This is a genomic window from Arthrobacter sp. yr096 (genome assembly GCF_900108925.1).
Taxonomy (GTDB): Bacteria; Actinomycetota; Actinomycetes; order Actinomycetales; family Micrococcaceae; genus Arthrobacter.
This window is the reverse complement of record NZ_FNYI01000001.1, coordinates 419,912-433,318: the sequence shown is the minus strand read 5'-3', so window position 1 is coordinate 433,318 and position 13,407 is coordinate 419,912. Positions and strand designations below refer to the sequence as shown.

Below are 13,407 nucleotides of genomic sequence, written 5' to 3'. Positions count from 1 at the left end.
AGTTGGGTTAAAACCGGGTTAGGGAATATTGCTTCCCCGGGCCGCCACCCACAATCCGTACCACTCGGCGCGGGACATGGTGGCAGACACGGAGGCGGCGTCAGCACAAGCTCCTATCCGGGCCGGGTTGGTGGTTCCCACCACCGGAGAAATTTTTGCGGGATGCTTCATGAGCCAGCCCAGCAGTACCGCTTCAGGCGTGGTGTCCTTCTCCCCCGCCAACCGTTCAAGCATCGCCGCAGTTGCCGACTCGGCCGCTGACAACCCTTCAGGCGTCGCTCCGGTGTAGCGCCCCTGGGCCAGCGAACCGTAGGCCTGCAGCTCAATACCCTTGGTCGTGCAGAGTTCCACAGTCCCGTGAGGGAAGCTGTACTCCAGATTCTCCGCATGGTTGACCAGCACTGTGCTCTCCAGCCAATCCCGTCGCAGCAGACTCATTTCCAGCTGGTTCGCCACGATGGGCGCCTGCAACTCGTCCTGCAGAAAAGCGATCTGCGCGCCGGACATGTTGGATACACCCACCTGCCGTACTTTGCCTTCTGCCATCAACTGCCCGACGGCGTCCGCTACCTCGCGCGGGTCCATCAACGGATCGGGCCGGTGCAGGAGCAACACGTCCAGGTAGTCCGTTTGGAGTCGTTTCAGGCTTTGGTTGACCCGTTCAAGGATGGCTTCACGGCTGAGGTCATAATGAGTGTCCAGCCCGCGCTCGCCCAGCCTGATACCGCACTTGCTTTGCAGCTGGATCTTTTCGCGCAGGCCTTGCGAACGGGCGAGGACTTCACCAAACACGGCCTCGGACTTGCCACTGCGGTAAATGTCCGCATGGTCGAACAGCTCAATGCCAATCCCCTGCGCGGCCTCGATCACGGCAGCGGCTTGATCGATCTCTGCAGCACCATAGGACGTACCGTCCCACGGCCCGCCGAGTCCCATGCAGCCGTAAATGAGGCGTCCCCGCCCGTTCGCGTTCGTCATAGCTTCAGTCTTCTGCCGCAGCGTCCAATGACAGTGCCGCCACGCTTACGCGTTGCTGACAATCCACACGGTGGTATCTGCCGGCAGCTTGCCGTCTGTCAGCGGTCCGCTGGCCACGGCCACCTTCCCTTCGGGGAGTTCCACAGCCTTGCTGCCGAAGTTGGTGACCGTGTGCCAGCCGCCGGGGCGGCTGAAATGCAGCACGTCCTGGTTGCCGGTCTCCACCCAGTCGAGTTCCTCATCGGCCTGGAGTTCGCTGCGAAGACGCAGGGCATCGCGGTAGAGCTCCAGGGTGGAACCCTCCACGCCCTCCTGCTTGGCCACGGCATAGTCGGCGAACCATGCCGGCTGGGGCAAGTGCGCAGCACCTGTACCGAAACCGAAGGACGGGCCTTCGGCCGTCCACGGCAACGGGACGCGGCAACCGTCGCGACCAATCTCCACTCCAGGATTGCGGAAGAATGACGGGTCCTGGCGCTCTGAATCAGGGATTTCCGATACTTCACGCAAACCAAGCTCTTCACCCTGGTAGAGATAAGCAGAGCCAGGAAGCGCAAGCAGCAAGAGCGTTGCCGCACGTGCACGACGCAAGCCGAGTTCGACGTCGAGTTCTTCAGACGGTGCGCCGGCCAGAAGCCAGCCCTTGCCGTCCTGGCCCTTGGGCTCGCTGCCAGTGATGTCCTGGGCTGCGTTGGTGCCCTGCGCTACCGAGCCACCCTTGGGTAGGCCGTAGCGGGTGGCATGGCGGACGACGTCATGGTTGGAGAAGACCCACGTTGACGACGCTCCGGACTCCTTGGCAGCCACCAGGTTGTCCGTGATGATCTTCTTGAAGGACGCGGCATCGAAATCGGACTGCAGCAGGTCAAAGTTGAATGCCTGGCCGAGTCCTTCCGGGCTGGCGTAGCGAGCACGGCGGGACTCGTGGACCCAGGCTTCCGCCACGGCGGTGCGGGGAGGGTTGTATTCGTTGAAGAGCTTCCGCCACTCGGCATAGACCTCGTGGACCTCGTCGCGGTCCCAGAACGGGTGGGAACCATCGGTGAAGCCATCGGTTCCATGGGCCTTGGCCTCAAGGTCCGCCTTCATGGGCAGCGGCTCCGATAGATCCTTGGCCATGCCGTGGGCCACGTCGATGCGGAACCCATCAACGCCGCGATCCGACCAGAAACGCAGGGTCTTCAGGAAGTCCTCGCGGATCTCCGGATTCTCCCAGTTGAAGTCCGGCTGCTCCTTGGCAAAGATGTGCAGGTACCACTGGCCCGGCGTGCCATCAGGCTCGGTAATGCGCTCCCAGATGGGTCCGCCGAACACGGAGTCCCAATCCGACGGCGGCAATTCACCGTTCTCGCCCCGGCCATCACGGAAAATGTAGCGCTCGCGGGCGGCGGAGCCTTTAGGCGATGCCAGCGCTTCCTTGAACCACTCGTGGCGGTCGGAGGAATGGTTGGGGACAATGTCCACCACGATCTTGATGCCGGCCGCATGCAGGGCTGCCGCCATCTGGTCGAAGTCCTCAAGGGTCCCCAGCTTGGGGTCCACGTTGCGGTAATCGTCAACGTCGTAACCGCCGTCAGCGAGCGCGGAGGGATAGAACGGACTCAGCCAGACGGCGTCGATCCCCAGTTCCTTCAGGTACGGGACTTTGGCCGTGATGCCCTTGATGTCGCCGATTCCATCGCCGTTCGCATCGGAGAAGCTGCGCGGGTAGATCTGGTAGACAGCGGCTTGCCGCCACCAGTTCGGGTCGGACATGCGGTGGGCGTCGGTACGGTGTGCCTGTGCGGCGGAGGTGCTCACGAAACTCCTTTGATTTAGATTCTAAATTTATGTCCCGGACCAGTATGAAACGCCCGGGCATTGAAGGTCAATAAGGCCTAGCCCTTAACAGCTCCCTGGGTCACCCCGGCCATTACCCACCTCTGTGTGAAGAGGTACGCGACGATCGCCGGCGCCATGGCCATCAGGTACGAGGCGAAGGACACGTGGTAGTTGTTGCTGAACTGGGTCTGGAACAGGTTCTGCCGCACAGGAAGCGTCTGAAGTGCGGGATCGGAAATGATCAGCGATGGCATCATGAAGTCATTCCATGCATAGAGGAACGCGAAGATCCCTACGGTTGCACTCATCGGCGCGAGCAACGGAAAGATCAGCTTCCAGAAGGTCTGCCATGTTGTGGCACCGTCGATTCTGGCACTCTCCTCGAGCTCCATGGGGATGGACCGGAGAAAGGCGGTGAAGAGCAGCACGCTGAAGCTCAGCTGGAACATGGTGGCCAGCAGGATCACACCCAAGGGGTTGTCCAGGCCCAGGCGGCCCGTGAGCTGGATTTGCGGCAGCGCCACCACTGGGAACGGAATGAACATTGCCCCCAGAAGGTAGAAGAACGAGTACCTGAACAGCCGGCGTTCCCAGTTGCGCACGATTGCGTAGGAAGCGAAGGCGGCCAGGATGATGGTGGCCAGAACAGTCCCCGCAGTGACCAACAATGACATCGCGGCGCCCACGGGAAAGTTGGTCAAAGTCCAGGCCTGAACAAATCCGTCCATGCTGAACGGGGCCGGGAGGGAGAAGGCATTCCCATCGACAGCCTGCCCCTGGGTCTTGAACGCCATCGAAACCGTGACATATAGGGGAAGGAGCACGGTCACCGCGCACAGAATGAGAATGGTGGTTGCTGACCAGTTCACCCGTTCAACGGCAGGAGTTGACCTGCGCCTGTTGTTCCCGGCGGGGGTTTTCCGAACCTGGGGTTGGTCGATTTCAAGGGTTGCTTGGTTGGTCATCAGAGTGCGTTCCGTCCGCGAGTCAGCGATAGCTGTACGAGAGAGATAACGATGGCCACCACGAAGAAGATCGTTGCGTTGGCCATCTGGTAGGCGTAGTCACCGCCGTTGAAGCCTGCGATGACGGTCATCGCGATGCTTCTGGTTGAGGTTCCCGGGCCACCGTTGGTCAGGCCGACAATGATGTCGTAAGCGTTGAGGAAGCCTTTGAAGCCCAGAATGATGTTGATGACCACGTAGCCGGAGACCAGCGGGAGCGTGATCTTCAGCAGTTGCTGGAACTTGCTGGCGCCATCGATTTCCGCGGCCTCATAGACATCCCCGGGCACAGCAACAAGGCCGGCAATGTAGATCAGCAATGCCCCGGGCACAGCCTGCCAGGCCGTTACCAGCACGATGGCAACCCACGCGAGGTCAGGATTGGCCAAAAGGCTGCTTTCCAACCAAGGAATGCCGGCCGCAGCACCGAGCGAGGGCAGGGAATTGGAGAACAGGAAGTTGAAAACGTAGGCGATGATGATGCCGGAGACCACCATGGGAATGACAAAGATGGTCCGCAGTGCGGACTTCATCCGGATGCGGGACGTGAGTCCGACGGCCAGGAGGAAGGCCACTGCGTTGACTGCGATCACTGTGACGATGGAGAACCCGAAGGTAAACAGATAGCTCTGCAGAATGGCCGGGTCACTAAAGATCGCGACGTAGTTGGTCAGGCCAACGAAATCCCAGTCACCTATTCCAATGGAGTTGGTGAAACTGAAGAAGATGCCGATGATCCCCGGAATGGTGATGGCCAGGGTGAACAGGATGAGGCTGGGCACGAGGAAGACGTAGAAAATGGGTTCGACGCGTCGCCTGCTGCGTATTTTTTGGGGTCGCCCAACGGACGTGGTGGGCCTGGTGATGATGGACATGGTGTTGGCTCCCTGGTTCTGCACTACTGGCGGAACGCCAGGCGCGCCCAATCTGCGTCGAGGGTACGGAGGGTGGAGGCAGGGGGTGCGCCGAAGACGATTGCCTGCGTGTAGTTCATGATCGGGATGGTGCGCGGAACCAGCACCGATGGGCCCTGATAAACCCGGGCGTTGTTGTAGTACTCCACCATCCCTTCAATGCGGGGGTCGGGCTTGTTGGAAGAATCCTTGGTGGGCGTGAACCCAAGCTGCGATTCGTTGTAGGCGTCGATCACCTCAGGCCGGTACAGGTACTCGAGGAAGTCGCGAGCAGCATCCTTATGCTTGGACGCCTCCGGAATCCAGGCCGCGAGGTCTACGTTGACGCGGACGCGCAAGTCCTGCGGGTCTTCCGTCATAGGCAACGGGAAGGTTCCGAGCGACAGCCCCGGGGCTGTCTTGGCGATCTCGCTGAACGCCCACGGGCCCTGCAGATACATGGCAGCCTTGCCCTGCGAGAACGCCAGGTTGCCGTCGCCATATGCCCGGCTTGCAGCGTCCTTGTTGACGTAACTCCTGGCCAGCGTCAACATCTTCTGGACGGGCTGGTCAAAATCCTTCTGGAAGGACACTGAAGACTCCGGCCCGACGTCCACTCCCTCGGCCTCAAGTTCCTTAAAGAACCCGAGGCTGTCCACCTGGCCGCCCACCGAATAGTCAAACCACCCCTGCGCGATGGTCCAGTCATCCTTCCATGTGGCATAAAACGGCGTCACTCCGGCGGCCTTCAGCTTCTCGCACGCCTCGATCAATTCGCTCCAGGTCTTGGGCACGGCAATGTTGTTCGCAGCGAAGATTTCCTTGTTGTAGATCACCGAGGATGCCATGACCGAGTACGGCAGGGCGCTGGTCCGGCCAGGATAGGAACCGTACTGATCCATGAGCGGCTTGAGGTCATCGCGGATGCGGGACGCCGCTTCCGTTCCGGACAGATCACTCAACACTCCGCGCTGAACGAACCGGGAAGTCTCCATGTTGTAGTTGGCAAGTGCAATGTCCGGCGGATTGCCGCGAACGAAGCTCGCGGACACTACGTCCACGCCGGACGTGTCCAGTACCACTTCGGTGTGGTCCTGTGAAGCGTTGTAGTCAGCCACGAGCTTGGTCATGAAGCCGATGGCCTCCCGCTTGCTGAACGTGAAACGGATTGTCTCTTTGCCCGACTCCCCGGTGCAGCCCGAGAGGAGACCGGCAAGCAGCGCCAGTCCCAATCCCATAGCTGCGAAGCGTTTCCTGCGTGTCATTTTCACAGACACCGTTGCCCTTTCGTCTTGCGGACCGCAGTGGCCGCATTGCCATCGCGCGGCGGACCGTGCTCCTCGCCACCCGAAGTTTAGATAGGAAATAAATTTATTACCTATCGCTAACCATGGTCAGTGATGGGCGCCACAGGGTCAAGCCATGGGTGAAATGCGTCGTCATCTAAATTTATGCACTAAATTTAGAGAGACCGCCCTATCAATCCGATGGACGGCTGGAAAGTGGGAGCACCCAAATGCAGACCGGGACTGCACCGTCAACCCAATTGGTGCGCAGGGTCAACGCCAGTGCCATGCTCAAGGCGATGCGCGGCGCCGGCGTGGTCACCGGCACTGAACTCATGGCAGCCACCGGACTCTCGCGCGCAACCGTCATCTCCATCTGCGATGAACTGGTCCGGCTGGGATGGCTCCAGGAATTGGAGAACCAGCGGGGCGCCGGAGACTACGTCAAGGGCCGCCCCGCGCGCCGATTCATCTTCGACGACAGCGCGGCAAGTGTGATCGGGATCGACATCGGTGCCACCAAGATCACCGCAATCGTGGCTGACATGGCCGGGGCATCCCTGTCGAAGGTGACCATGCCTTTCCGGACCTACAACGTGCCCGCCGACGAGCGCGCCGATGTGCTGGATCGGATCGCCGCGGACGCCCTGCACAAAGCCGGCGTATCCGCGGACTCTGTACTCGCAGTGTCCGTTGGAGTTGCGGCCCCCGTGAGCCGCGACGGCGAAGTCCTCACGGCACAGGAATTCTGGAAGTCCTTTGATGTCCGCCGGATTGTGTCCGAGCGGCACGGATGGCAGGTGCTCCTCGAAAACGACGCCAACCTCGCAGCCCTCGCCGAAAGGTGGCAGGGCACTGCGCAGGGAGTCGACAACCTTGTGGTCATGCTTGCCGGTGACCGTCTTGGCTCCGGTATCCTCGAGTCCGGCCGTTTGCTCCACGGGCAGGTGGGCGCCTTCGGGGAGCTGGGATATCTGGACCATGTGGACGGAGTGGGCGACACCTTCGGCATAGCGCATTACGCTGCGCTGTGGGGGCGGGAAGCCGTCCAGGACCCCGCGTCTGCGCTGCGACTGCTCTGCGATGGCGATCCCGAAGCATTGACCGCGGAAATGGTTTTCACGGCAGCTGCGGACGGTGACGCTGCCGCCCGCAAGGCTTTGGACCGCGTAGCGCACCGCATGGCCCGCGTCATCGGCTCCATCAGCACGCTGGTTAATCCTGAACTGGTGGTGATCGCAGGAGGCGTCGCGGCATCTGCCCACGCCTTGTTAGCGGACATCGGGAAGGAACTGCCGGACTTCACGTTCACTCCCCCACGCCTTGCAACCTCCGTCCTGGGCGATGGCATCGTGTCCCTCGGCGCCATCCGCCACGCACTGGACTACGTGGAGGAGCATGCCCTGGACCTCTACCCCGCATCACTGCCCAAGCACCCGGACGCCGGCTAGCGCTGCGCTGTCCGGCACTGCGCTGTCCGAAACTCCGCTGTCCGGCACGCTGTCCGCCCGCCCCGTGTACTGCCTGGCATTACCCAGCCGCGGTGTGGCCCTATTCCGGCATTGACATGGTGCGCAGGTCCAGTTGCCGGAGGACGCGATCGGCCACTTCAGGATCAGTGCCAGGTTCGTTGCGCGCTGCCACTACCTCTTGGCGGGCAGCATCGAGGGCGATGGTCTGGACCGCGATGGACAGCTCCCGTCCGCGCTTTCGCTTCTCCGAAGCCGACTCGTTCTGCAGCGTGCCGTCCAACAACTCAGCATGCAGGCGGCGCATTTTCTCCTTGACCAAGGCCACTTTCTCGGCCGGAAGTTCCTTCATGAGTTCGTGGTCCTTCAGCGCTGCTACAGCCGCTGACTGGGCACGCTTGGCCAGGAGCTTCGCGGCATCCTGCTCGTGCGAACCGTCCTCCGTGGCTTTGAGTACCCTCATGAGCCACGGCAGCGTCAGGCCCGGGAGGACCAGCGTCGCCAGGAGGACTGCGCAGGCAATCACCAGGATTTCGTGCCGGGCGGGGAAGTCGCTGCCATCCGGCAAGGTCATGGGGAGGGCCAAAGCCAGGGCCAACGTGGCGAGGCCCCGCATTCCGCACCACGTCAGAATCAGAACTTCCTTGGGGGATGTTGGAAGCAGGTTCCTGCGCCTGCGGGCCGTCAGGGAAAGAAGGCCGAACCACAGGTATCGGACCACGAACACCAGGACGCAGATCACCACAGCCATACCGATCATCCCGAAGATCGCAGTTCCCTCGTCGCGGATGACATGGCGGATCTCCAGGCCCACCAGCCCAAAGGCCAGGCCGGTTGCGAGCAGCTCCACCACATCCCAGAAGGCAGTCCTCGTGACGCGCTCGGCGGCGTCCTGCGGCCGCGTGTGGCGCTGCAGTTCCAAAGCGGTGACGACGACGGCCACCACACCTGAGGCGTGCAGCTCTTCCGCGAGAATGTAGGCCGCGAAAGGCACCACCAACGTGACAGCGCTGCGAGCCACCATGGAGGTGACCAGCTTGGTGATGAACTTGGTCAGCCAACCCATCGCGATACCAATGATGACGGCAAGGGCTGCGCCGATCACGAACTGCGGGATGACCTCCGGCCCAACTTCCTTACCGGACATCGTGGCAGCCACCGCAGCCTGGAAGATCACGATGGCTGCGGCGTCGTTGAAGAGCCCTTCGCTCTGAAGGACCGTGATGAGTCGCCGGGGCATGTGGACCCGGCCCGCCACGGACTCGACGGCCACAGGGTCCGGTGGGGCAACCATGGCACCCAAAGCGATTGCTGCCGGAATGCCAATTCCAGGGATCATGAGCCAGGCGGCGCCTGCCACCACCGCCGTTGAGACCACCACCAACGCCACGGCCAGGAGCAACAGCGTCCGCCACCGCACCCGGAAGACCGCCCAAGAACTCTTCTGGGCCGTAGCGAACAGGAGTGGCGGGAGGAAGATCGGCAGGATCAGCTCGGGCGAAATCTCGAACTCGGGGAAGCCCGGAATGAAGGTGAGAGCAACAGCCAGGAGCAGCATAAGAACCGGATATGGGAGCCGGAGCCGGTCCCCCAGGCCCACTGCCACCACTGTTGCAAGCAGCAACCCGACAATGAGCGCCAACTGATCCATGTTCCTGCTTCCCCAGAGGTTGTAAGGCCCTTCCCCGGGCCGGCCGAAAAAGTTCCCTACCAACATATCCCGGAGTACAGGCGGCCAGGCTCCCGGCGGCCGGACCACCTGGAGCCGGGCGCCAGAGCCAGCCCGCTTCGGCGTTAGTCCCCCGTCAGGGCGTCCACCACGTCCTCGGTTCCGTCCTTGAAAGCGATGGTCCGCCGGATGGTCCCCGGCAGTTCGAGGACCGCTGCGGTCACCAACGCCACGTTTGCCCTGGAGGTGTGGGTACCATCACCGGGGTTGGCGGGGTCCGTCTGGATCAGGCCGGTGGCCGGCTCATCCGTGAGTGCTCCCGGGCCCAGGACGGTCCAGTCGAGTCCGGTGCTGCGGAGGTAGTGGTCAGCAGCGGCTTTGGCTTCTGCGTAAGCAAAGAACGGATTGTCTTCAGGGACACCGTGGTCCTTGTCCGCCCCGAGGTAGGACACCATCACGTACCGCGGGACTCCGGCTTCGGCGGCGGCATCCATGGAACGGATGGCGGCATCACGGTCCACGGCATAGGTCCTGTCCGGGTTGCCACCGCCGGCACCGGCTGACCACACCACGGCGTCATGTCCTTTGAGTGCCTGCGCGAGTTCCGCCGTCGTCGAGTTTTCTGCGTCCAGCACCTCAGCAGAGGCTCCGGTGTCCGTGACATCTGCCACATGTTCGGGATTTCGAATGAAAGAGGTGACGTCGTGACCTTCGCCACTAAGAATGCGGGACAGATGCAGGGCCACTTTCCCGTGGCCGCCAATGATTGCAATTCGGCTCATGGACCCATTCTGTCCCACCGAACGAAAAAAGACCCCGCAGGCAATATCTGCGGGGTCTTGCTCTGTAGCGGTGGGGAGGCTCGATCTCCCGACCTCACGATTATGAGTCGTGCGCTTGAGGGTAGAATTGATGGCAAAGCGGCCAAAAACCGCAGAATCTAGCGGAAGTTTTCGAGCCAGCATAAGCTAGCAAACGCTGGCAATGGCTACAGAAATGGCTATAGTGAGTTCCAGGGGTCCGAACGGGCCACTTCCATATCGACTTTAGGGAGTACCAAATGAGCGAACGCGGCGCTGACTTCGACGCCAAAAAGGAAGCATACGAAGCGGCGCAGGATGATCTGCCGACTCAGGCGCCGATCCGATATCAGCTTGAAGGCCGGGACATCTCGCGAGCGGAGTTCTCCCGAACGCTCGATGAGAGGAACTCCGTGATGAGGGAACTTGACCGCGAAGAACGGAAGCGTCGTGGCTAGAGAGGCCACGCGCAAGAGCACCCGGGGCAAGGGCGAAGGATCCGTTTACAAGCGAGCCTCGGACGGCATGTGGGTTACCTCGGTCGAACTCCCCGCCGGGCTAGATGGGAAGCGCCGGCGGAAAGTCGTGGCACGGAAGAACAAGAACGACGTCCTGATCGAGATGCGGAAGTTGCAGCGCGAGCTCGCCAAGCACGGCGACCTGCCGACGTCCGGCGTCACGCTGGCAAAGTGGGCCGACTATTGGATGGACCGCATCGCGCCGAAAGAGGTCAAGCCGAAAACCCTCGAAGGGTACCGGACAGTCATCACGGGATACATCGTCCCGCTGCTCGGCAAGAAGATGCTTGCAAAGATAAACGCCCAGGATGTCCGGCGCCTGCACGAGGTCATGGCCGCGACGCCGAAGAGTCCGAAGCTGCGCGGCATGAACCCGGATGACTGGCCCGAGTCGGCATGCGTATTCACTGACTCAACGGGGCAGCACCAACTTCACGACGGCGCCCACGAGGTCACCATGCTATCGAGCACCTACACGCTACTTGCTCACAATGCGCTCTCGGTCATGCTTGGAACCGCATTGCAGGAGGGCAAGATTCACGTCAACCCCTGCGACATGGTTTCCCGGCCGAAGAAGCGCGTCCTAGAACAGTCCGCACTCTCACTAGAGCAGTCCATTCAACTTCTAGCGCACCTCACCGGAAACAACGACCGAGCACTCTGGGCAACCTACCTACTCACAGGATCTAGGCGAGGCGAAATCATCGGACTGGAACGTGATCGAGTCACGGACGTGCTTGACCTTTCATGGCAGCTGCAGCGGATCACTGACATAACGAAAGTCCCTGACGACTTCGAGTTCCGGCAGATCAAGGGAACGCTCTACCTGACCCGCCCGAAGTCATCCTCCGGTTGGCGCGTTATCCCACTCGTGGAGCCGCTCAAGTCAATCCTTGAGCTTCACTTGCAGGACGCTCCGGAGGAAGGTCTGATCTTCCGCGAGGAAGGCCGCCCGTGGGACCCTGACCGTGTGACGAAGGCGTGGAAGCAACTCATGCGCGACGCTGACCTACCGGAGGACGTCGTCCTTCACGGCGCCAGGCACACGACCGTGGACCTGCTCTACGCGGCCGGAGTGCCCGAAGACATCATTCAGGCGATCGTCGGCCACTCCACAAGGCAGATGACGCGCTCCTACCGGACCCGCACGGACGCGGCAAGGCTACGCGAAGGCATGGAGTCACTGTCGAAGCTCCTGACCCCGCAGCTGACCGCATAACGGCAAAACGAAGGCGCCCCCACCGATTTGGTAGGGGCGCCTTTTTTCGCCTGCTATGCGTCGTCTTCATCCTCTTCGGCTGCGGGAACAACTCTCAGCTCATCTATCGCCGTGTATGCCACGTGGTCCCAAGCTCCGCCCAGCGCCCGGATTATCACCTCGACGTCATTCAGAGTGAAGGGCGCTTCATCACGCAGTCTCTTGTTCACGTAAGCGGGCGTTAGGTCCACCAACCTGGCAAGGTCTTTCGCCGTAATTCTCTGCCGGGCCAGGGCAGCGCGAAGCTCGGCCGCAAAGGCGCGAGCCAGCGGCCCAGATTCCGGACGTTTCGAAGCTGGCACGCTCATGATGCTATCCGTTCTAGAGCCAGAATCACCAAACAGGCATGCTGACACTCTCAAATCGTGACTGGAAACTCCATTATGCACTCACAGCATGCATTATGCGTGTTGAGATTCCAAATTTAAACCTCAGCGCGCATAACGCTACTCTTTAACGCGTCTGGGCTTAATCTCGTCATGCAGAGGCGGGTTTGCCATCTTGTCGGTCGCTCGTCGTAAGCTCATGAGTAATCGAACATACTTTCGAATGCGGGGATGGATATATGGGATCTGATCGGTTGGCAGCAGTGACGAGTTACACGTCTGCTACCGCCACATGCGCCGCTTGGGGGGAGCCCCCCAAGGACGCCGCAGATGGCTCCAAAAAAGAAACGCGCCCCTACGCCTTAGAGGCAGGAGCGCGTGCCGGCGTCGCATGGATGACGCTTCGGGACTTCGGAGAAATGGCGAGCTCGTGCAGCCTTACGCCGTCTCAGATGTGGGCCGAGCTTGAACGCGAGCATCAGCTTGGTCCATCAATGACCCTGGTGTGACCTCCAGGGCTTCGGCGATCTTCAAGAAGGTCGGCATCGGGATGCTTCGCTTGCCAGTCATGTAGTGGCTCATGGTGACGCGATTGATGCCGACCTTGTCGGCGAGGTCCTTCTGTTCCCAGCCGCGCTCTACGAGCTCTACCTTGATCTGGGTCACCATCGCCGCTTCAAACCGATCGCCATATGTTGTCATGTGACCAATTTAAACGCATCGCGAGCATGCGTGCAACACGATCGGCTAATTCTGTTCGCCAATCGCTGTACTCAGTTGAATCCTCAACCACTACTTGGATACTTGCATCCGGTACTTGCAATTAGTCAAACGACTACTTATGGTTGACGCATGACTACCCCACCCCCCGGCGCAACAGTCGCCTCAGACTCAAAAATCGCCCAGCGCATCGAGAATGCCATGGGCAGCCGAGTAAGCATCTTGGCGCTGTCTGACGAAACAGGCATACCGTACAAAACACTTCACCGCAGCATCAAAGGTGGCATCAAAGGCCACCGGCCCCTGACCGTCGCTGAGGTCGGAGCTATCGCTTTTGCGCTCAACATCAGCTCTCGTCAACTTGTCGAGGATGATGCCCAGTGAGCAAGCGAGCCTACAACTTCGAAGAGGCCGCCGTGGCCACCGGATACAGCATCGATACGATCCGCCGAGCAGTCCGCAATAACGAGCTGACCGCCAGGTACGCAAACAGCAAGCCCGTCATCCTCATAGATGAGCTGGACGAATGGCTTGAAAACCTTCCCACCGAAGCACCCAGCAAATAGCAAGTAGCACCACCCGGCCACATCCGGCCCGCCGAATCCGGCACCCTTAGCCCCTTTGTCTGGGCACCCCTCCTGCATCACCATCTTTGACCTCACCCA

At 61.0% G+C, this 13,407-nt stretch carries 14 protein-coding genes; 5 read left to right on the top strand and 9 right to left on the bottom strand.

Annotated features, from left to right (window positions below; genetic code table 11):
* Positions 1-18 precede the first annotated feature (18 nt).
* The 5 genes from BMY91_RS02030 to BMY91_RS02010 form a co-directional block, all read right to left on the bottom strand.
* Positions 19-978 carry an aldo/keto reductase gene (locus BMY91_RS02030; RefSeq protein ID WP_090817618.1) on the bottom strand — a complete coding sequence of 320 codons (960 nt, stop codon included), beginning with the start codon at positions 976-978 and terminating at the stop codon, positions 19-21.
* Positions 979-1,023: 45 nt separating this feature from the next.
* On the bottom strand, positions 1,024-2,778 hold the full coding sequence (locus tag BMY91_RS02025; RefSeq protein ID WP_090817616.1) for a glycoside hydrolase family 13 protein: 1,755 nt from the start codon (positions 2,776-2,778) through the stop codon (positions 1,024-1,026).
* A 77-nt stretch (positions 2,779-2,855) separates the two neighbouring features.
* A complete protein-coding gene (locus tag BMY91_RS02020; RefSeq protein ID WP_090817613.1) occupies positions 2,856-3,764 on the bottom strand; it encodes a carbohydrate ABC transporter permease in 909 nt (302 codons plus the stop codon).
* Complete coding sequence (locus BMY91_RS02015; protein WP_090819067.1) at positions 3,764-4,678, bottom strand: carbohydrate ABC transporter permease; 915 nt, start codon at positions 4,676-4,678, stop codon at positions 3,764-3,766. The genes BMY91_RS02020 and BMY91_RS02015 overlap by 1 nt, the downstream gene beginning before the upstream one ends.
* A 23-nt stretch (positions 4,679-4,701) precedes the next feature.
* A complete protein-coding gene (locus tag BMY91_RS02010; protein WP_256212523.1) occupies positions 4,702-5,961 on the bottom strand; it encodes an ABC transporter substrate-binding protein in 1,260 nt (419 codons plus the stop codon).
* 251 nt (positions 5,962-6,212) lie between these two features.
* On the opposite strand from BMY91_RS02010, the gene BMY91_RS02005 reads away from it, so the two are divergent.
* Complete coding sequence (locus BMY91_RS02005; RefSeq protein WP_090817604.1) at positions 6,213-7,433, top strand: ROK family protein; 1,221 nt, start codon at positions 6,213-6,215, stop codon at positions 7,431-7,433.
* Between the two features lie 100 nt (positions 7,434-7,533).
* Here the strand turns inward: BMY91_RS02005 and BMY91_RS02000 are convergent, their stop codons facing one another.
* A complete protein-coding gene (locus tag BMY91_RS02000) occupies positions 7,534-9,102 on the bottom strand; it encodes a Na+/H+ antiporter (RefSeq protein WP_090817601.1) in 1,569 nt (522 codons plus the stop codon).
* A gap of 143 nt (positions 9,103-9,245) precedes the next feature.
* Positions 9,246-9,902, bottom strand: a complete 657-nt coding sequence (locus tag BMY91_RS01995) for an NAD(P)-dependent oxidoreductase (protein ID WP_090817599.1) — start codon at positions 9,900-9,902, stop codon at positions 9,246-9,248.
* A 278-nt stretch (positions 9,903-10,180) separates the two neighbouring features.
* Here BMY91_RS01995 and BMY91_RS01990 point away from each other — a divergent pair, with 278 nt between their 5' ends.
* Together BMY91_RS01990 and BMY91_RS01985 are read left to right on the top strand one after the other, a co-directional pair.
* On the top strand, positions 10,181-10,378 hold the full coding sequence (locus tag BMY91_RS01990) for a hypothetical protein (RefSeq protein WP_090817596.1): 198 nt from the start codon (positions 10,181-10,183) through the stop codon (positions 10,376-10,378).
* Positions 10,347-11,657, top strand: coding sequence for a tyrosine-type recombinase/integrase (locus tag BMY91_RS01985; RefSeq protein ID WP_143054035.1), 1,311 nt, complete (start codon positions 10,347-10,349; stop codon positions 11,655-11,657). The genes BMY91_RS01990 and BMY91_RS01985 overlap by 32 nt, the downstream gene beginning before the upstream one ends.
* Positions 11,658-11,710: 53 nt before the next feature.
* Here the strand turns inward: BMY91_RS01985 and BMY91_RS01980 are convergent, their stop codons facing one another.
* The gene (locus BMY91_RS01980) at positions 11,711-11,998 is read right to left on the bottom strand and encodes a helix-turn-helix domain-containing protein (RefSeq protein ID WP_143054034.1); all 288 of its coding nucleotides are present in this window, start codon (positions 11,996-11,998) and stop codon (positions 11,711-11,713) included.
* 462 nt (positions 11,999-12,460) lie between these two features.
* Positions 12,461-12,724, bottom strand: coding sequence for a helix-turn-helix domain-containing protein (locus tag BMY91_RS01975; protein ID WP_090817587.1), 264 nt, complete (start codon positions 12,722-12,724; stop codon positions 12,461-12,463).
* A 150-nt stretch (positions 12,725-12,874) separates the two neighbouring features.
* On the opposite strand from BMY91_RS01975, the gene BMY91_RS01970 reads away from it, so the two are divergent.
* Positions 12,875-13,126 (top strand): hypothetical protein, encoded by a 252-nt coding sequence (locus tag BMY91_RS01970; RefSeq protein WP_090817584.1) that lies wholly within the window; start codon positions 12,875-12,877, stop codon positions 13,124-13,126.
* On the top strand, positions 13,123-13,308 hold the full coding sequence (locus BMY91_RS01965) for a MerR family transcriptional regulator (protein ID WP_090817581.1): 186 nt from the start codon (positions 13,123-13,125) through the stop codon (positions 13,306-13,308). Before BMY91_RS01970 ends, BMY91_RS01965 begins: the two co-directional genes overlap by 4 nt.
* Positions 13,309-13,407: the final 99 nt, after the last annotated feature.

Bases quoted from the DNA above. Each gene is read 5' to 3' on its own strand.
- BMY91_RS02030 (WP_090817618.1), bottom strand. From the start codon at position 978: ATGACGAACGCGAACGGGCGGGGACGCCTCATTTACGGCTGCATGGGA.
- BMY91_RS02020 (WP_090817613.1), bottom strand. From the start codon at position 3,764: ATGACCAACCAAGCAACCCTTGAAATCGACCAACCCCAGGTTCGGAAA.
- BMY91_RS02015 (WP_090819067.1), bottom strand. From the start codon at position 4,678: ATGTCCATCATCACCAGGCCCACCACGTCCGTTGGGCGACCCCAAAAA.
- BMY91_RS02010 (WP_256212523.1), bottom strand. From the start codon at position 5,961: ATGACACGCAGGAAACGCTTCGCAGCTATGGGATTGGGACTGGCGCTG.
- BMY91_RS02005 (WP_090817604.1), top strand. From the start codon at position 6,213: ATGCAGACCGGGACTGCACCGTCAACCCAATTGGTGCGCAGGGTCAAC.
- BMY91_RS02000 (WP_090817601.1), bottom strand. From the start codon at position 9,102: ATGGATCAGTTGGCGCTCATTGTCGGGTTGCTGCTTGCAACAGTGGTG.
- BMY91_RS01995 (WP_090817599.1), bottom strand. From the start codon at position 9,902: ATGAGCCGAATTGCAATCATTGGCGGCCACGGGAAAGTGGCCCTGCAT.
- BMY91_RS01990 (WP_090817596.1), top strand. From the start codon at position 10,181: ATGAGCGAACGCGGCGCTGACTTCGACGCCAAAAAGGAAGCATACGAA.
- BMY91_RS01975 (WP_090817587.1), bottom strand. From the start codon at position 12,724: ATGACAACATATGGCGATCGGTTTGAAGCGGCGATGGTGACCCAGATC.
- BMY91_RS01970 (WP_090817584.1), top strand. From the start codon at position 12,875: ATGACTACCCCACCCCCCGGCGCAACAGTCGCCTCAGACTCAAAAATC.